This is a genomic window from Shewanella aestuarii (genome assembly GCF_014647215.1).
GTDB lineage: Bacteria > Pseudomonadota > Gammaproteobacteria > Enterobacterales > Shewanellaceae > Shewanella > Shewanella aestuarii.
Map to the genome: position 1 here is coordinate 210,782 of NZ_BMOT01000005.1, position 19,601 is coordinate 230,382.

Annotated in this window: 13 protein-coding genes; 6 read left to right on the plus strand and 7 right to left on the minus strand. The window is 39.7% G+C overall.

What is annotated here, in order from left to right:
* The 4 genes from xni to IEY03_RS09705 form a co-directional block, all read right to left on the minus strand.
* Positions 1-777: a flap endonuclease Xni gene (xni, locus tag IEY03_RS09690; protein ID WP_188841164.1), complete on the minus strand. Its 777-nt coding sequence runs from the start codon at positions 775-777 to the stop codon at positions 1-3.
* 4 nt (positions 778-781) lie between these two features.
* Complete coding sequence (gene ppnN, locus IEY03_RS09695) at positions 782-2,137, minus strand: nucleotide 5'-monophosphate nucleosidase PpnN (protein ID WP_188841165.1); 1,356 nt, start codon at positions 2,135-2,137, stop codon at positions 782-784.
* 50 nt (positions 2,138-2,187) lie between these two features.
* Positions 2,188-3,744: a GGDEF domain-containing protein gene (locus tag IEY03_RS09700; protein WP_188841166.1), complete on the minus strand. Its 1,557-nt coding sequence runs from the start codon at positions 3,742-3,744 to the stop codon at positions 2,188-2,190.
* A 227-nt stretch (positions 3,745-3,971) separates the two neighbouring features.
* Complete coding sequence (locus tag IEY03_RS09705) at positions 3,972-6,122, minus strand: tetratricopeptide repeat protein (protein ID WP_188841167.1); 2,151 nt, start codon at positions 6,120-6,122, stop codon at positions 3,972-3,974.
* 197 nt (positions 6,123-6,319) lie between these two features.
* Here IEY03_RS09705 and IEY03_RS09710 point away from each other — a divergent pair, with 197 nt between their 5' ends.
* Positions 6,320-8,146, plus strand: a complete 1,827-nt coding sequence (locus IEY03_RS09710) for a M61 family metallopeptidase (RefSeq protein ID WP_188841168.1) — start codon at positions 6,320-6,322, stop codon at positions 8,144-8,146.
* Positions 8,147-8,289: 143 nt separating this feature from the next.
* Here the strand turns inward: IEY03_RS09710 and IEY03_RS09715 are convergent, their stop codons facing one another.
* Positions 8,290-8,847 (minus strand): glutathione S-transferase family protein, encoded by a 558-nt coding sequence (locus tag IEY03_RS09715; protein WP_188841169.1) that lies wholly within the window; start codon positions 8,845-8,847, stop codon positions 8,290-8,292.
* A 37-nt stretch (positions 8,848-8,884) separates the two neighbouring features.
* Positions 8,885-9,796 (minus strand): recombination-associated protein RdgC, encoded by a 912-nt coding sequence (gene rdgC / locus IEY03_RS09720; protein ID WP_188841170.1) that lies wholly within the window; start codon positions 9,794-9,796, stop codon positions 8,885-8,887.
* Positions 9,797-10,100: 304 nt separating this feature from the next.
* Between rdgC and IEY03_RS09725 the strand changes: the two genes are divergently transcribed.
* The 5 genes from IEY03_RS09725 to IEY03_RS09745 all read left to right on the plus strand — a co-directional run bounded on the left by IEY03_RS09725 (position 10,101) and on the right by IEY03_RS09745 (position 17,688).
* Positions 10,101-11,030 (plus strand): porin, encoded by a 930-nt coding sequence (locus tag IEY03_RS09725; protein ID WP_188841214.1) that lies wholly within the window; start codon positions 10,101-10,103, stop codon positions 11,028-11,030.
* Positions 11,031-11,256: 226 nt separating this feature from the next.
* Positions 11,257-11,946 (plus strand): phosphate regulon transcriptional regulator PhoB, encoded by a 690-nt coding sequence (gene phoB / locus IEY03_RS09730; RefSeq protein ID WP_188841215.1) that lies wholly within the window; start codon positions 11,257-11,259, stop codon positions 11,944-11,946.
* Positions 11,947-12,094: 148 nt separating this feature from the next.
* Complete coding sequence (phoR, locus tag IEY03_RS09735; protein ID WP_188841216.1) at positions 12,095-13,393, plus strand: phosphate regulon sensor histidine kinase PhoR; 1,299 nt, start codon at positions 12,095-12,097, stop codon at positions 13,391-13,393.
* A 186-nt stretch (positions 13,394-13,579) separates the two neighbouring features.
* Positions 13,580-14,551 (plus strand): PstS family phosphate ABC transporter substrate-binding protein, encoded by a 972-nt coding sequence (locus tag IEY03_RS09740; protein WP_188841171.1) that lies wholly within the window; start codon positions 13,580-13,582, stop codon positions 14,549-14,551.
* A 1,322-nt stretch (positions 14,552-15,873) separates the two neighbouring features.
* Positions 15,874-17,688 (plus strand): M1 family metallopeptidase, encoded by a 1,815-nt coding sequence (locus tag IEY03_RS09745; RefSeq protein WP_229778265.1) that lies wholly within the window; start codon positions 15,874-15,876, stop codon positions 17,686-17,688.
* 259 nt (positions 17,689-17,947) lie between these two features.
* Here IEY03_RS09745 and IEY03_RS09750 read toward each other — a convergent pair whose 3' ends face one another.
* Positions 17,948-19,417 (minus strand): peptide MFS transporter, encoded by a 1,470-nt coding sequence (locus IEY03_RS09750; RefSeq protein WP_188841172.1) that lies wholly within the window; start codon positions 19,415-19,417, stop codon positions 17,948-17,950.
* Between the last annotated feature and the right edge of the window lie 184 nt (positions 19,418-19,601).

The window sequence follows — 19,601 nt, forward strand, 5'->3', positions numbered from 1 at the left end:
TTAGACATTTTTTGTTATATCCGCTTGATAGCGAAATTGTTTCAAATTGATATTAAGGGGCATATCGCATTGTAATTGCGCCAGCTTATAACTGATACGAGCCAGTTCTTTGCCTTCTGCAAGTTTCTGCGCCTGTTTAGGGCCTAGGTTTTCAAGAGAACGATATAAGTTAGCTAATGTACGAAATTTATTGAGTAAATCCGCTGCAGACTTAGGACCAATACCAGCAATGCCGGGGATTTTATTACCACTGTCGCCAGCCAGTGCAATAAAATCTAAAAATTGGCTATGTACCACACCCAGTTTACGTTCATGCTCAACTAAATCAAACGCCTGCTGATTGAAGTGATCCCAAATCATTAACTCATGATGAGGTAGTTGGCTAAATCCCTTGTCTGTGGAAGCGATAATTGCTTGGCCTTGATTTTGGGTGATTTTAAGTGCCAAAGTGGCAATAACGTCATCAGCTTCTGAAAGGGCATCAAGTGAGTGAATGTGTTCTGCCGCTAAAGCCGATTTAATGTCTTTAAGCCCTTTCTGCAGGGCCTCAGGCATTGGCTTACGACCTTTTTTGTAATCTGAATAAAGCTTTTTGCGCCATGATTCTTGGTCACCGTCCCATACCACAATCACATGGGTTGGTTGATGTAACTGTAGCATCTTATGACAAGCTGCTAACGAGCGCATTTTTACGCTTTCGATATCATTTTCATTCGGTAACACCGCATGAATGCGGCGAACCAGATTGAGTCCATCAATAATCAGTAATTTATTCATTAAGTTATTTTATTATTTTGTAGCATGGCTCGTAGGCACTGCCAGGGAGTTTCATTCGTTGTTGTTCTACAAATGCACTCAGCAACTTATCCATCATACTCATCAATTTAGGATCACCTTTAATATGAAACTTGCCATGCTCTTTGATGCGTTTAATGGTTTCACCTTTTACATTGCCCGCAACAATACCCGAAAACGCTTTACGCAAATTAGCGGCAAGTTCAGCTTTATTGTTTTGGAAGTATAAGTTTAAATTTGCCATAACTTCATGGCTAGGGTCAAAAGGTAATTGGAACTCGGGTTCAATTTTTAATGACCATTGGTATTGATAAGCATCGCCTTTTTCTTTGCGATAGGTTTTTACTTCTTCCATACCTTGCTTCATGACTTGGCCAACTTTTACTGGATTATCAATGATGATTTGATATTTGCTCTGCGCTTCTTCACCTAAGGTTGCACCAATAAATTGATGGATTTCTTCAAAGTATTCCGCACTCTCTTTTGGCCCCGTCAGTACCAAAGGGAAAGGGGTATTTGCATTTTCTTTATTTAATAAAATACCTAAAAAATACAATAACTCTTCAGCGGTACCCGCGCCGCCAGGAAAGATAATAATACCGTGACCTAAACGTACAAAGGCTTCTAAACGTTTTTCTATGTCAGGTAATATAACCAACTCGTTGACGATTTGATTTGGTGGCTCTGCTGCAATAATACTTGGCTCAGTTAAGCCTATGTAGCGAGCATTTTTAACCCTTTGCTTGGCATGCCCAATAGCAGCCCCTTTCATCGGGCCTTCCATCGCACCCGGACCACAACCAGTACATATATCAAGTTCACGAAGACCCAACTGATAGCCAACTTCACGGGTATATTGATATTCGATGGCATTAATACTGTGACCGCCCCAACAGACAATAACATTGGGATCTTTCATCGGTGAAATAGCGCGGGCGTTTCTTAAGATATCAAATACCACATTGGTGATGTGGCTAGCATTGGTCAGATTGATGTGTTTAAGATTGTCGTATTTATTGCTGATGTAAATAATATCGCGTAAAACAGCAAATAAATGCTCTTGAATACCCGCAATAATTTTACCGTCAACAAAGGCTTTTTCTGGGGGATTAATTAGCTCAAGTTTTATGCCGCGCTCACGCTGCAGTACATTGATGTCGAAGGTGTCAAACTTTTCGAATAAAGCTTCGGCATTATCGCTAATAAGGCCTGACGATAATACCGCTAAGGAACAACTGCGATACAGCTGATAAAGCTCACTTTTCGCACCTTGTTTGAGGCGATCAACTTCTAGTTGAGATAATTGATCTAAACTGCCTCTAGGACTAATCCTTATAATCATAAGCAACTCCTTTGGACTTAAGTGCACAGACACTTAAGCGCTTGTGCTGCTTACATGTCTATTACGACTCGGTCTCTGCCATTGTTTTTTGCTTTGTATAGCGCAGAATCAGCACGTTCAAATGCTTCTTCGATGGTCTCATTGTCCATCACTTGCGCAGCACCTATAGATAATGTAACTGTAATTCTCTGATTTTTAAACTTAAATGGAATATTTTTTACCTTTTCTCTTACGCGATTGAGTAAGGTTGAAATATGATCTTGGGTAATGTCAGGCAATAATAATACGAACTCTTCACCACCATAGCGTGCAACAAACTCACTGTCACGTAGTGAGTTTTTTAATGCCATAGCAATGACTTGCAAGGTTTTATCTCCTGTACTGTGACCAAAGTTATCGTTAACCGTTTTAAAAAAGTCAATATCCGTAACGGCAATCCATAATGGCGTTTTGAAACGAATATGGTTGCGGTATTCCTGATCCATTCTATCTTCTAATGCTGTACGATTAGCTAGCTGAGTGAGAGGGTCAAGAAGGTTTAGTTTTTGGTGTTCAAACAATTTTTCTTTATAACTATTAGCTTCTTGGGTGATGCTGTTTAACTCTTTACGCATAGATTCAATGGATTTACGTAAAATAGTTTGTTCACGACTTTCAAGTGCTTCTTTGCGCGATAAGGCATCACGAAGCGATGAAAGTTGTACCGTTAATTGGGTTTTTAAATCCAATAAATCTTCAACATCTGTGATAATGCCGCCAGCGTTATCAACTCTTAAATTGATTTCTTTGTTCAGCTGTTGTTTTAGCTGTTGGCTGCGTTCGTTATTGTTATGTGAGCTATTCACCACGTCACGAACAACTGTCAATGCATCATTAAGAGCGTATAGAAAGTCTTGTGAAGCCGATTTCTCTCTTGCGATATTATCTAGTAATAAGCTTAGGATAGTTTGATACGATTCAAGTAAAGTATCTAAGGTAATTTCACCTAATAATACTTCTTTCATGACTAAAATTTGATCGCGTTGATCTTTACGAAACTCAATTTCTGATATTTTTACCGCTAACTCTCGGGCAAGTTGAATGTGTTGTGGCAAGATGTCGTAATCATCTGCAGAGGTAAATTGCTGTTGTAAAATTTCCTCATAGAAACCAATTAGCTTTTCAACTTTAGGAATGTATTCCCAAACAGTATGAAATGGTTTAGCCAGATCTTGCTTGAAATAATTGATCTCTTTTTTAACTTTCTCTGGGGCTGAGTTAACACGCTGAATTTGTCTTATTACCCTTGAAAGACCCATACGACTCTCTTCAAGTTGAGTCATGGTATGGTTATATTGCCCCTTCAAAATTCGCTCAATATCGACTAATTCAGGTAATGCTTCATCGATTTGTTCATAACTGTGAAGATGGTGTCGTAATTTGGCTAATTTATTATCGAGTTCTAAGTTTTGCCCTTTACAGGCTAAGCTTAAGTGGCCAATAAATTGGATCAGGGTTTTCAGCTTGTCATTGCGATCTTTATTGATGTCATCTAAAGCCGAACGTGCAGCATGAAGTTTTTGTTTCATTAGCGTTATTTGTGATATCGCTATTTCAGAATCTTTCATAAATGGCCTTGTTGCTTAAGATGAACGTTTGGTCAGAAAAAAGCCTAGTGATCATAAATCTTCTACTAAATTGAAAATTAAAACCCAAATAGCTAATGCGACTTAGTATAACGAAAAACTCAGATATACACATTGTAGCAATGTTATAACAAAGCGTGAGCGACCGATATCTAAAATCCATACAAAAAAAGGTCCATTTGGGTGATTGCTGGTTAATTGTTCGATAGTTATTTGGGCCACGACTTTTCAGTAATAACTTGATTGCTTTCTGCTTTTATTATTCCTCTCTTCAATGCTTGAGTGAGATTGAGGTATAAAGGCGCACTAAAAATCGTCGCAGGAGCAAAATTAAGCGTTTTTAATGAAACATAGGTACTGTCAGCTTGGGTCATGGCGGTTGCCAATGCATATTGTGCCGTTTCAAAATGAAGTTCTGCAGAAATGTTGGCATCTGGGTTTGCTAATAGTGGTAGCGACAGATGACCTATGTATATCTTTGATTGAGCAATATCACGATTAAAACAGGGGATAGTCGGATTGTTTAGTACCGCGGTAGACAGATAGCTTGTAATGGCAGCAAGGAGATCATTTGCGCTGATACTGTGATTAAAACAGCATGCAAATTGTCCAGGTTTTATTATGTAGATGTCTGCAGTGAGTTCTTGGCTAAGCTCATTGATAAATTTATGGATAATTTTAGCTGATTCCGTTAAGCCCATTTGGGTATCGCTATGGGTTAATGCTTCAACTTTTATCAGTGTGAAAGTTGAAATCTCACTTATACGGTCAAAGTTGAGCCTTTGTAAACAGGCTCGAAGACCGTTTAGTTGGGAAATCGGCTCTAATAAATATTGTTTTTTAAATCTGCGCTGTGCGTTAATTATTTTGCTTGAACGACTTAATGCAATTAACAATACGATGGCAATAAAAACTAAAAAGCTCACCAAGCTGATAATAATAAAGTGTTTATGGTTAATTTCGTCGGCTTGTTCGTTTACTTTGTTTTGCAGTAAGTCCAAGTCAAACTTTAATTTTTGCTCGGTTAACTCGGATGAAGATGTCGGTGAGCTCTGTTGATCTTCAGCAATCTTGGTGAGGTCAATAATCGCATCAACAATATTAATTGCTGACGCTAAGTCACCAAGTTGTCGATAAGCGGTAGATAAATATTTAAGCGCTTCTAATTCTTGCTCTGTAAGATTTTTCTCTTTGGCTAAGGCTAATGATTTATTGGCATGTTCTATTGCTTCTAACCACATAGATTGTTTTAGCAAAATCTGTGCGTACAACGCCTCATTATATACCAAATAATGTTTAACATTTTTTGCAGTAAAAATCGCATTGGCTTTGGCTATTGAGGTTAAAGCATCATTGCCATTATCGAGGTTGAGATACGCTTCTGCGATGTTGTGGTGATTCAATCCTTGACCAATTTCATTGCCAAGGCGCTCATTGACTTGCAGTGCGTTAAGGTACTGAACAATGGCTTGGTTCCATTGTTTTTGTTCGCCATAAACCATTGCGATAACGGTTAACGCTTCTGATATATATGAGTCTTGATTAAGGGCTTGAAAGCTTGTTGCGGCATCATGAGCATGTTTTAAGGCTTCATCCCATTGTTCCAAATCACGATAAGTGCGGGCTAAATTCAATTGTGCATGAGCTTTAATGCCGGGATAGCTGATACGATTACCGACACGGAAAGCTTCACCATAATATTGTAATGATTTAGCATGTTCATTTCTGCGGTTGTAATAACGACCTAATTCCAATTCTGATAATGCGATAAAGTAGTCATTTCGCATTTGATAGGCGATTTCTCGGTAGCGGTTTAAGTGAGTTAGATTGGCCGCGGGTTGCAACACCATTTGATATAGGCCGCTTAGGTGTTCATGTAAGGTAAATTTGAATAGGGTGGCTTCTTCAGATGGATCAGAACTAACCTTATTAAGGGCTTCATTGTACTGGTCTATGGCAAACGCGTAATCTTGAGTTTTTCTTGCTTTAAGGCGAGCGTTTAACATGATTAAGACTGCTTGGTCATGCGGTCTTGATATTACTATTTCTAACTGTTTGATGAGTATTTGCGCATCATCATATTTAGTTACGGAATGAACATTAGATTCTAGATTGAGTCTGGCAAGTAGGATTAATTTTTGAATCAGTTTTTCAGAATCAATATCAAGTCTGTCAGCTATTTGATCAAATTCAACTGAATTTGAAAACGACAATGGAAATTGAGTGCTTTTGTTCAGTTCCACAAATAACTCTTGTGGTGCTTCTCTAAAGCGTACTTCCTGATCTTCAAGTACGCTTGCATTCACCACAACAGGCGAAAAAAACAATAACAGCAAAATTGAAACCATAAAATGCCGCATAAATCGTTGACCTTCTTCCTTGATAAGCCGACTTCGGCCGGATTCAAAATAAATGATAAATTGTAAATGAATGTTGTTTATTGCTGAGACGTACACGATAGATTGGTATAATTTTCTCCAGAAAGCAAAACAATCTGCATAAATATAAAACATTGTAATAAAAATAATAAATAGAATCATATCAGAAGGAAATCATAGTGAAACCCATCTCTTTAGCAATTATGTTCAGTAGTGCTGTTTTTATTGCCAGTTGGACACCAAAAGCCTTAGCCGACGTTCAATACCAGATAGATTTAACACAGCCTCAGCATCATATCGCAAAAGTGGCCGTCAGCTTTCCAAAAACTGACGAGAAGTTATTAACGATTAACATGCCTGTTTGGCGAACAGGGCGTTATGAAGTGTTACCTATCGCCGATGCGGTAAGATTATTTAAAGCCACCGACAGCCAAGGCAACGAACTCGATTGGCGTCGAACTGCTAGCGGAGAGTGGCAAGTCAGTCTAATTAAACCGTCGAGTGTCACAATTCATTATCAGGTTTATGCTAACCAATTGGGTGACCGTTTGCGTCATATTGACCGTACTCATGCCTACCTAGATGCCAGTGGCATATTTATGTATAGCCCATTATTCAGAGATGATGAGGTAAAGGTTAATTTATCTGTGCCTAAAGAGTGGAAAAGTTATTCGGGGATGAAATCAGGCAATAAGGCACACTCGTTTATTGCGGATAATTATGATGTATTAGTCGACTCTCCCATTGAAACCGGAATTAACCAACATTTTGCTTTTAAAGCCGATGGTCGCAACTATGAAGTGGTTTTTTGGGGGGAAGGCAATTATGACACAACTGAAATTGTCGCTGATTTAGAAAAAATCAGTCATCAAGCATCCGCAATTTGGGATGGTTATCCTTTTGAACGTTATGTTTACATGGTGCATGCTACAAGTGGCGCTCGCGGTGCAACTGAGCATTTAAATTCCACGGTTATACAGTTACCTCGTTTTAACTTTCGTGAGCGTGAAGACTACTTACGTTTTATCAGCACAGCATCGCATGAGTTTATCCACACTTGGAATGTTAAAGCGTACCGCCCACAAGGGTTAGTCCCTTACAATTACCAAACTGAAAACATGACTGAGTTATTATGGATAGCAGAAGGGTCAACCAGTTATTTTCAGCATCAGCTTTTACTGCGTGCTGGCATTATCAGCGCCGAAGAGTTTTTTGATGATTTAAGTAAACGTATTACCAGTAACCAGCGTAATCCTGGGCGTGAAATTCAGTCGATTGCTGAAGCCAGTTTAGGTCAGTGGAGCAGTACTTGGGGAGATTATGCGGTTAACCATAGTGTGAATATCTACTCTGAGGGTTACATGACCTCTTTAGCGTTAGACTTTGATTTGCTTTCACAAACCCAATTAAACCATTCATATCGTGATGTTCATAAAAAGCTATATCAAGATTTTAAAGTGCCTATGGGATATCAGGTTGACGATGTTAAAAAGATTCTCAAAGGGCTAACAGGTAAAGATTATCAGGCATGGTGGCAACAGCATGTGAGTTCGCCTGTGTCATTAGATTTTGATGCCTTGTTATCTCAGGCTGGGTTGCAAATTGGCTATGACAAAGACGCAAAAACCTTAGTTGATGCAGGTTTAACGCTTACTGGCTCACATAATGATTTAACCATTGCAAATGTGCGCCGAGAAGGCCCAGCATGGCAAGCTGGAGTTAATGCTGGAGATGAAATCATTGCTGTAAACGGACTTAAAGTGACAGCTTCTGGTTGGGATAAACGTTTGGCTGATTTTAAAGCGGGTGATAGCGTTGAGTTGACCTTGTTCAATAATGATCAACTAGCCAAACGCACTATTACCTTAGCAGAACATCCAAAAGGTGAGCAAAAAATTTCCCCCGTTGAGTCGGTAACGGCTGAACATAAAGCTTTCTTAAAGGCTTGGGTAGGGATTGACTGGCCGTTCGACAGTGATGGGAAATTTATCAAACCAGCAAAGTAAGCACATCCTGAGCAGGAGCAAACTTTGGCGATAAATTGTCTTGGTTATCCTTATTGCTATTAACAATATGAAAATGCCCATCAACTTGATGGGCATTTTGGTTTGGCAGCGTCACTTGCACAGTTGATCAACATGAGGGCTAATTACTGCGGTGGTTTAGTATCGGCAAAAGGAGGATAGGTGGCGATTGCTGCTAAAAAACGCTTCAAGTTAGGGCAATTATCAATATTAATACGTTGTCGGAATAATCCCCAATCTAAATAACAGGCCAACCTTAATTCGGCATCGCTATAGGGCGCCGAGTTGCTTAACGTAAGCTGTTCAAATTGTGCAATACTTGACGCTATTCGAGCGGCTTGCCGTTGGGTATAAGCCACTGCATGAATATCCACACCATCTTTTTCTAAAAAGAACAGGTTTACCGTGCTATCAAGGGCAGTATTTACCATGCAAAAGGTATCAAGTTCTGCAGGTGAAGCTAAATAATCCTGACCAGCTTGTTGACGAATGTAGAATAAAATCGCGCTAGAGTCGGTTAAGAAAGTGTCCTTGTCCTGTAAAAATGGCACTCGCTGTGTCGGTGAATGAATTGCACTACTGGCTTGATCGGTTTCAATAAACTCAAAAGTTTGGCCTGAAGTCATCAAAGCCATACGGCAATGACGTACAAAAGGTGAAGTATAGCTACCATAAAGTTTCATTCTGACTCCTGCTATTTATGCGATTGCGATATTAAACTTAAATGCTTTGTTCCATTGGCCCAAAAGCGCCATGCAATGCTTGAATGAAAGCAATAAGTTCACTGCCCATTAAGGCGAAATCGGCATCTAAACGTGCCATAGGATCTTCATTGCCGACATCATCGTTACCCGCTCTAAATTCTTCGGAGAATTTAATACGTTTTACGCTGGCATCAGATTGCATCACAAATGCGATTGATTGAGCAAAGTGCAGTGCAAGTTTATGTACTTGTTTGCCCGTGGCTAAGTGCGCAAGCACTTCATCTTCCTGTAAAACTTGTTGTTTAAAGCGAACAATTCCACCTTCGTCAGAATCGGATTTTAGTTCTGCTTCATCTTGCATTTCAAATGGTAAAGAGGCGGCACCAGCCTGAAGCCATTCAGTTAACGTTTGCTCGATTGGTTTAGCATAACTTAATGGAATAACAGGTAAACTGCCTAACGCTTTACGTAATAGCGCTAACAATTCCTCAGCTTTGGTAGCACTTGAACTGTCGACTAAGATCATTTCTAGTTCAGGTAAAATTAGTGCTCGGGTTTGGCTGCGACGCGAAAACGCACGTGGAAGTAACGTGGTCGTGATGTCATCTTTCATGGCATCTTTTTCTTTCTTAGTCACTTTACGATTTTCTTGCTCTTCAATTTCAGCCACTTTTTCATCTAATGCTTCTTTAATTACCTGACCAGGTAATATTTTCTCTTCTTTAGTGACACAAATTAAGTGACGGTTTTCAGCGCTGTGGACTAAAGATTGGCCTTTTTTACCTAAAGCATTGGAGAAACCAAATTTGCTGATGTCTTGGCTAGTACAAGGCGAAAATGTGAAGTCAGCTAAAGCTTGTTCGAGCGTTTCAGTGTCGGTTGAAAACGGTTTATTGAAACGATACAGGGTGAGATTTTTAAACCACATAAAAAGACACTCATTAATAAATAAATTAGTTGGCCAAGCAGTTTACGGCATCTTAATGGTTGGGTAAACAGCGGTTTTTGTTGATTTTACATTGAAACAATCAGGTTTAATAAAAATGTCACATTTATGTTTTTAGGTTTATTTATTGTTATTTTTCAGTGACTAACGTTTTTTGGTTGTTTGCTTAACACTATTAATTAAGGCTATGCTTATTTATTGCAATATTTCTGAAACATTTCCAAGGCAAACTTCGGCTCGTTCCAAACAACAAACACATGACGAAATGAAACGTCGAAAGGATGAAATGATGAACTTATTTGCTAAAACTCTACTGGCTTGTGCGGTATCTGCTACGACAATTTCAACTGCTTACGCGGCAGAACCATTATTAGTTTATGGTAAGTTAAATGTGTCAGCACAATCTAACGATGTAGCCGGTGAGACAGAAACGACAATTCAAAGTAATGCATCACGTTTTGGTGTGAAAGGTGATTTTGACCTAGGTAATGATCTTCAAGCTTTTTATACCATCGAATATGAAGTTGATACTGGCGATGATGCAAAAGAGAACTTTAAAGCGCGTAATCAATTTGTCGGTTTACAAGGTCACTTTGGTTTAGTCTCTGTGGGACGTAACGATACAATGTTAAAAGTCTCTCAAGGTAAAGTTGATCAATTTGGTGATTTAGCGGGCGATCTAAAAAATGTGTTTAAAGGTGAAAACCGTATGGCACAAACCGCAACTTATATGACGCCTATGTTTGGTGATTTTCAAGTTGGCGTAACTTATGTTGCCGATGGCGATGCTGAACAAAATGCTGAAAATGGCGTGAGTATGGCTGCCACTTATGGTGATGCTGATTTAAAACAAACACCAGTATACGCAGCTATTGCCTATGATTCGAAAGTAAAAGGCTATGACATTGGCCGTGCTACGGTACAAGGCAAGCTTGTGGGTGTTGTATTAGGTGGTATGTACCAGCAGCAAGAAAAATTAGATTCTGGCATTACCGATAACGGTTATTTATTAAGCGCGGCTTATGGGATTAACGATGTGACCTTAAAAGCCCAATATCAAGACATGGATAACAAAGGCGATTCATGGTCTGTTGGCGCAGATTATAAATTAGCTAAACCTACAAAGCTTTTTGCTTTCTATACTACCAATGCTTGGTATGAATCAGGCGATATGGATGATTCATACCTAGGCTTAGGTTTAGAGCATAAGTTTTAAGCGTTGCGCTAAATAAAAAAGGAGCTACGGCTCCTTTTTTGCTTTTGGTCAATATGTTTTATGGATTATTGGGCAGCTTTTAAGTGTAACTCAGTTTATAGATGTGAATTAGCCAAGCAATTGAAGTAGTTTATCGATTAATATGGTTAAATATTTCCAAGATCATAATTCTGTAATAAAACTGACCAATAATAGTCATCGTGGCAAATTACTGATAGAAGCGAATATGACAGCAAGGATATTAATTGTAGAAGATGAATCAGCCATCCGTGAGATGCTGACATTTGTGATGGAACAACACGGGTTTACAACCGCTGCAGCTGAAGATTTTGATTCCGCCATCGAGTTATTGGCGGAACCTTATCCTGATTTAATTTTGCTAGATTGGATGTTCCCTGGTGGCAGTGGTATTCAATTAGCTAAACGGCTAAAGCAAGACGAGTTTACTCGGCAAATCCCGATTATTATGCTGACGGCTCGTGGTGAGGAAGAAGATAAAGTCAAAGGCTTAGAAGTAGGTGCTGATGATTACATCACTAAACCTTTTTCCCCCAAAGAACTGGTAGCGCGTATCAAAGCGGTATTGCGCCGCAGTGCACCAACACGCTTAGAAGAAACCATTGATGTTCAAGGTTTGCAGTTAGATCCTGTGAGCCATCGTGTTTCAGTAGGCGATACAGTTCTGGACATGGGACCGACCGAATTCAGACTTTTGCACTTCTTTATGACACATCCAGAACGTGTTTATAGCCGTGAGCAGTTATTAGATAATGTTTGGGGCACTAACGTTTATGTAGAAGATCGTACCGTAGATGTTCACATTCGCCGCTTAAGAAAGGCCGTTGAGCAGGGTGGATACGATAAGCTAATTCAAACGGTTCGTGGCTCTGGCTACAGATTTTCTACTCGCATGTAGTGAATTGATTGCCAATGATTAATTTGGCGATGTTTGCTGGGTTAATTAATGATAATCTAGCCACTCAACAGTGAAGTCTCACTGTGTGGCAGTATGGCGTGTTTTATTGAATGCGTTAAAGACTGCCATACAGCCATTTAGGTAACATATATTGAACTCTTATTCAGGTTATCGCCTGCTTTTTCGCCTTGGGGTGATGGTATTGTTATTGGTGCTGGTGGGCTGGATAGTCGACCAAATCGCATTAACCGTGTTACTTGGTTTGACGGGGTTACTGTTTTGGCATTACCGCCAATTAGCTCGGCTCAACTACTGGTTGTGGAAAGATAAAAAACTGACACCACCGCAAGGCCGAGGCAGTTGGGAAAGCATCTTTAATGGCATCTATCGGCTGCAAGGTAAAAATCGTCGACGAGTCGGGCAATTAGCGGCTTTACTTGGGCGATTTCGCCAAGGCGCTGAAGCATTACCAGATGCGGCAGTGGTGTTAGATTCTGAACATAATATTTTATGGTGTAACAAACTGGCGCAGCTGATTTTAGGATTTGTGTGGCCGCAAGATAATGGTCAACGGATTGATAATTTAATTCGTCATCCAGATTTTTCAGCTTATTTGCGGAAAAACAAATACTTTGAACCGTTAGAAATTCCATCTCCTGTATCAGAAAGACGTTTGTTAGAAATTCGATTAATGCCCTATGGTGACAGGCAATTATTATTAATTGCGCGCGATATTACTCGAATTCATCAACTAGAAAGTATGCGTAAAGACTTCGTTGCTAACGTGTCCCATGAGCTGAAAACACCGCTTACCGTGTTGCAAGGGTATTTAGAGATCATGCAAAGCATGGAGGATGAAAACTCACCTAATCAAAAACCACTAAATTTGATGCAACAACAAACTAGCCGAATGCAGTCCATGGTGGAACAGTTACTGGCTTTGTCGCGGATTGAAGCGGGTGCGAATGTCGACTTGTCGAAGACGATTGATATGCACAATATGTTTAGCCAGTTAAAAGTGGAGGCATATGCGCTAGCCGCAGAGCAATATACCCTAGAGTTTTTCTGTGAGTCAGAATTAAATACCCATGGCGATGAATTGCAACTTAGAAGTGCGTGTTCAAATTTAATTTCAAATGCCATTCGTTATACCTCGCCAGGGGGTAAGATCACGATAAAATGGCAAAATGTAGCAAGTGGAGCCAAATTTTCTGTCACAGACACAGGCGTGGGCATAGCACCTCAGCATATTAATCGTTTAACTGAACGCTTTTACCGTGTCGACAATGCACGCTCAAGTAAAACCGGTGGTAGTGGATTAGGCCTAGCCATTGTTAAGCACGCTCTAAGTCACCATCACAGTGAGTTAACGGTTGTTAGCGAGCTTGGAAAAGGCAGTACCTTTAGTTTTATTATTCCAACCCATTTACTTGAACGAAAAATCTAATTTTTTGCATCTGTCAATGCCGTCTGCTGACGGCATTTTTGTTTCTAGGGCAAAAATAGGTCGAAAACAAACAAAATATATTTCCGTTGTCACCGAACTGTCATATTAGAGTCATAGACTTGTCATCATTGAAGTTGATACTGACTACGTTTTAAAAACTTAGTACGCTTAATTTGGAGCAATACAATGAAACTGAAAAAACTTGTCGGCGCAATTACCCTTACAGCCGCTGGTGTGTTCTCGGCAGCATCAATGGCTGCAATTGATCAAACGTTACCTGTATATGAAAAAACAAGTGGTGTTTCTGGTAACTTGTCTTCTGTTGGTTCTGACACGTTAGCCAATATGATGACGCTTTGGGCAGAAGAATTTAAGCATATCTATCCAAACGTAAATATCCAAATTCAAGCTGCAGGCTCTTCAACAGCGCCTCCAGCATTAACTGAAGGGACTTCACAGTTTGGCCCAATGAGCCGTAAAATGAAGCCTAACGAAGTCGAGTCATTTGAAAAACACTTCGGTTACCAGCCAACCGCTATTCGCGTTGCAATTGATGCATTAGCTGTGTTTGTTCATAAAGATAACCCAATCAAAGGGTTAAGTATTGAGCAAATCGATGGTATTTTCTCTTCGACGAATAAATGTGGTGGCAATCAAGTTGAACGTTGGGGCGATTTGGGCTTAGACGGTAACTGGGCTGCAAAAGACGTTCAATTATACGGTCGCAACTCAGTATCAGGTACTTACGGATACTTTAAAGAAAAAGCTCTGTGTAAAGGTGATTTCCGCGCCAATGTAAACGAACAACCTGGATCAGCGTCAGTTGTTCAGTCAGTATCACAAGGCTTAAACGCAATTGGTTATTCAGGTATCGGCTATAAAACGGCCGGTGTTAAAGCGGTAGCCGTGTCGAAGAAAGGTGATAAGTTTATTGAAGCGACCTCTGCAAATGCTGCAAATGGTACCTACCCACTTTCTCGTTACTTGTATGTGTATATCAACAAGCATCCAAACAAAGATTTATCGCCAATGGATCGCGAGTTCATTCGTTACATACTTTCAAAGCAAGGTCAGCAAGTTGTTGAAAAAGATGGTTATGTACCATTACCTAGCTCAGTAATTGCAAAAGATTTAGAAAAAGCCGGAATTCGCCTTTAAGCTAAATTAATCGAAACTGAAAAGACCTCTTAATGAGGTCTTTTTTATGGGTGAATTTGGGTAAAAAAAAGCAACCCACTTGAGGTTGCGCTTACTGCAATTTGCAATATGTTGATAGGGAAAACACTATCGAATAGGGGGAATGATGATGAACAAAACATTTCAACAAAGTCGCATTAAAAATTCGGTTCATATAGTCAGAGTGGGATTATTTTAATAAGTTCCGCAGTGCAGTAAAAAAAATCAAAAATATCGATATTTTTTAATTAGCCTGTTGAAGGTGGCAAATAACAGGTAAAAAAAAGCAACCGGGTTAAGGTTGCTATCACTGCAATATGCAATTCATTTGATAGGCATAAACACTATCTAAGGGAGGATGATGATGAACAAAACATTTCAACAAAGTCGCATTAAAAATTCGGTTCATATAGTCAGAGTCGGATTATTTTAATAAGTTCCGCAGCACAGTAAAAAAAATCCAAAATATCGCTATTTTTTAATTAGCCTGTTGAAGATGGCAAATAACAGGTAAAAAAAAGCAACCGGGTTAAGGTTGCTATCACTGCAATATGCAATTCATTTGATAGGCATAAACACTATCGAAGGGGAGATGATGATGAACAAAACATGTCAACAAAGTCGCATTAAAAATTCGGTTCATATAGTCAGAGTCGGATTATTTTAATAAGTTCCGCTGTGCAGTAAAAAAATCAAAAATATCGCTATTTTTTAATTAACTTTTTTAAGGAGGCAAATAACAGGTAAAAAAAAAGCAACCGGGTTAAGGTTGCTATCACTGCAATATGCAATTCATTTGATAGGCATAAACACTATCGAAGGGGAGATAATGATGAACATAATATTTCAACAAAGTCGCTTAAAAAATTCGGTTCATATATTAGGACTGATGGTCTTTGAAAAAGTTCATCAGTTTTCAAATTATTTTAAATAAATTGGCTTATATGCAGTTTGTTGGTTGTATTTTGTGCAATTAAAGCATTTCAAGTTATGTAAGCCGATAGCTACTTAGTCATTTTATTCAAATAGGTTGCGTAATCTTTAATGTTTTAGGTTGAGTCTTTTGTGCTGTGTTAGTCGGATGGATGGTTAAGCAAACAAGATCATCAAGCCTTTTTCGTCGTTTTACGTTTAAGTAAAGCTCTATAATCGCAACAAGCAATCCTCAAATATCGACTGGCCATAATAAATTACCTTATTGAAACTGCGACCCCCATACAAACATCATCTTCAAAATGCTATCTTTAGTCACAATAGTCAGATGTGTTTTTTATAAAACTTGAGCTTAGCGAAAGGATATTAACGTGACCAAAATTGTAGAAACTCAGTGGGATTATCAGCATGATTACCATTCCAGTGCGAATGCTGACTCATTGAAAGTCACTCACTTAACACTCGAACTCAGAGTCGATTTTTCAGCCAAGCAGTTAATTGGTCATGTACAACTTCAATTTGAACCAAATAATAATCTTACAAATGTTCAGCAGCTTATCTTGGATTGCCGTGATTTAACCATATTCAAGGTAACTGATAAGCAAGGTGCCGCGCTTGAGTTCACCGTGAGCGAGGGTGATGAGGTGTTGGGACAAAAACTGGCCATTAACATCCATCAATCAATACGTGACGTTGTCGTTTATTATGCGACTTCCCCTCAAGCACAAGGTTTACAATGGTTAGCGCCAGAGCAAACACTGGGGAAATTAAAACCCTATTTGTTTAGCCAGTCTCAGCCAATTAACGCCCGCAGCTGGATCCCGCTGCAAGATACCCCAAAAGCCCGAGTGACTTTTGATGCTGTTATTCATGTCAACAACGGCTTGCGGGCTGTGATGAGTGCATTGAATACTCCACAAATGCCTGAAAATGGCGTATTTCAATTCACTATGGATAAACCTATTCCAACGCATTTACTCGCATTAGCGGTTGGCGATTTAGCGTTTGAAGCAACTGGGCCTCGAAGTGGCATTTACACTGAGCCAGGAATGTTAGCGAGTGCGGTCAAAGAGTTTGAAGATACAGAAGCCATGATATGCGTTGCCGAGTCGTTATTGGGGCCTTATGCATGGGGGCGTTACGACATGATAGTGTTGCCGCCCAGTTTTCCATTTGGCGGCATGGAAAACCCTATGTTGGCATTCATGACCCCCACATTGATAGCAGGGGACAAAAGTTTAGTTTCAACGGTTGCCCATGAACTGGCTCATTCTTGGACGGGAAATTTAGTCAGTAATGCTACCTGGCGTGATTTGTGGCTTAATGAAGGTTTTACCACTTATTTTACTAATCGAATCGTTGAAGCGGTATACGGTAAAGAACAAGCTGACTTAGAGTGGGTTAATGAGTTCACTCGCCTAGAGTCGGAGATGCATTCATCTGATTTAGCTGATCAAACTTTGCCAGCCAATGTGCAAAGTCGAGATCCAAATTTAGCGTTTAATCGTTTTACCTATGATAAAGCTTCTATGTTTGTGCATGAGTTAGAGCTACGTTTTGGGCGGGCAGCATTTGATGAGTTCCTGTTTGATTATGTCAGTCATTTTGCTTTTAAAGCGATTACGACTGAGACATTTATAGGGTATATGCAGCAACATGTTATACCAAAGTTTACAGGTAAATTGTCGCTCGCAGAGCTCAATGAGTGGGTTTATGGCCAAGGGCTGCCAAATTGGTTTATGCCTCCGATCTCAAACAGTTTAGACAAAGTCGATTTTGCTCTGGCTCATTTTGCCCAAACAAAACCTGCTAGCGCATTAGATGTTACCGGATGGCGAGTGCATCATTGGCAATATTTTTTAAATCAATTACCGCAAGTCATTACCCAAGAACAATTACTTGATTTAGATACCACCTTTAATTTCACTTTAAGTCAAAATGCAGAGATTGCATGTGATTGGTTTAGAGTGGCTATTCGTAATCATTTTGATCCTGTGCTTGAAGCGCTATCAAGCTTCCTTATAACGGTTGGGCGCGCTAAGTTTGTTAAACCTCTGTATATCGAGTTACAAGTTGCCGGTTATCAGCAAGAGGCACAACAGATTTATCAGCAAGCTAGAGCGGGCTATCACCCGTCATTGCAGGTGCAATTAGATAAGTTAATTGCCATAAATACGACAGCTTAGTGGTTAGTTTCATGATTTTTTGGCTGAAAAGCCTGACATTACCTGAATGTCGAATTACCAACTTTTGGAATAGCACTAGGGGACTGAGTATTTAGATTCAATAGCAACCACGCCAAACCTTAGCGAATAAGAGTGATTGGCGGTATTTTCACTCGCTTGAATTGACGAATTAGTCACAAGGAGTAAGCAATAAAAAAACCTCAGAGAATATCTGAGGTTTTTATTTGCCTAACAAAATGATAAGGCTTAAAACATATTATTAACGCTTGATGGCTTCATGCTCGCCAGTTACGCCAATTTCTTCGGTCAATGCCGCTTCTTCAGTGTCATTGTGTCCTTCAGCACCGTGCATCCAATCAACTAGCTTGTCAGCCATGAAGTATAAGATAACACCAGAGATTGCCGCAGTAATTGCGATACCGGCGAAGATTGACATTGCATTTGCTAGCTGATCTTCAACACTGCCGCCATGACCAATCAATGAACCAACTAAACCACCTACTTTGTTCGCAATCGCAATAAATAGGAACCATGCGCCCATCATTAACGATGCAATACGCAGTGGAGCAAGTTTAGTGACCATAGATAAACCAATAGGAGATAAACAAAGCTCACCCATGGTGTGGAAGAAGTAGGCGCCGACTAACCACCACATGCTTGATTTAGCTGAAGCGTCACCGCCCATTTCTAACACGGCACCGATCATGAATAAGAAGCCGATACCCAGTAATACTAGGCCTAAAGCAAATTTAACAGGCGAGTTTGGTTCATTTTTACCTAGACGTACCCATATAGAGGCAATGACTGGAGCAAAAATTACAATAAACATGGCGTTTAATGATTGGAACCAAGTGGTCGGAACTTCCCAGCCGCCAATCATACGGTCAGTAAAATCATTGGTGAACAGGTTCATTAAGCCGCCGGCTTGTTCGAAACCTGCCCAGAAAATGATGGTAAATAAACCCATAACCATGATCACTTTAATACGATCACGTTCAATTTTTGTCAGAGGCTCTTTTCTAACTTCCCCTTTGGCTGCATTCTTCGTTGCTTCTAATTTAGCAGCAGGAACAGTACCAATATCTCCCAGTAACTTTTGTGCGAAAAGATATTGGATAATTAAAGACGCTATCATACCGATACCAGCACAAACAAAACCTGCTTGGAAATTACCATCATATGCAGCTACAACTGAGCCAACAACGATACCAGATAAGAATGCACCTACGTTGATACCCATGTAGAAAATTGTAAAAGCACCATCTCTACGATGATCACCTTCAGGATATAAATCGCCTACCATAGTTGAAATGTTAGGTTTAAAAAGTCCATTACCTAAAATCAAGGTACCTAAACCTAAATAAAAGACTTCAATTTCCATTCCTGGGATCCAGGCGTGTGGTGTGCCTAATAGAAATTGCCCAGCAGCCATTAAAGCACCACCTATGTAGATAGCTTTACGCTGACCTAAATAACTGTCTGCTAACCAACCACCGATAAGCGGCGTTAAATAAACAAGACCGGTAAAGGTACCGTATAAAGAGATAGCATCAGCTTGGCTCCAACCTAAACCATGGCCACCTTCAGATTGTACTTTATCAACCAAATAAAGTACTAAAATAGCGCGCATTGCGTAGTAACTGAATCGTTCCCACAATTCTGTTGTAAACAGTAGGAACAATCCCTTTGGATGCCCAAGCATCGTTCCTGGTGCTTTTACTTCACTCATTAAGTTTTCCACCTTAAAGCTTGTGATTGGCTGTGGCGCAAGTTGCACCACAGAATAGTTGTTTGCAAAATTAGCCTGAGTATTGCAAAGACAGTGCAGTTCACTAAGATGAAGTGCAACTTAACTGGGCAATCTTGGCCTATTTATTGTTCATTTTTATAATAAATAATATTTATTCGATGCT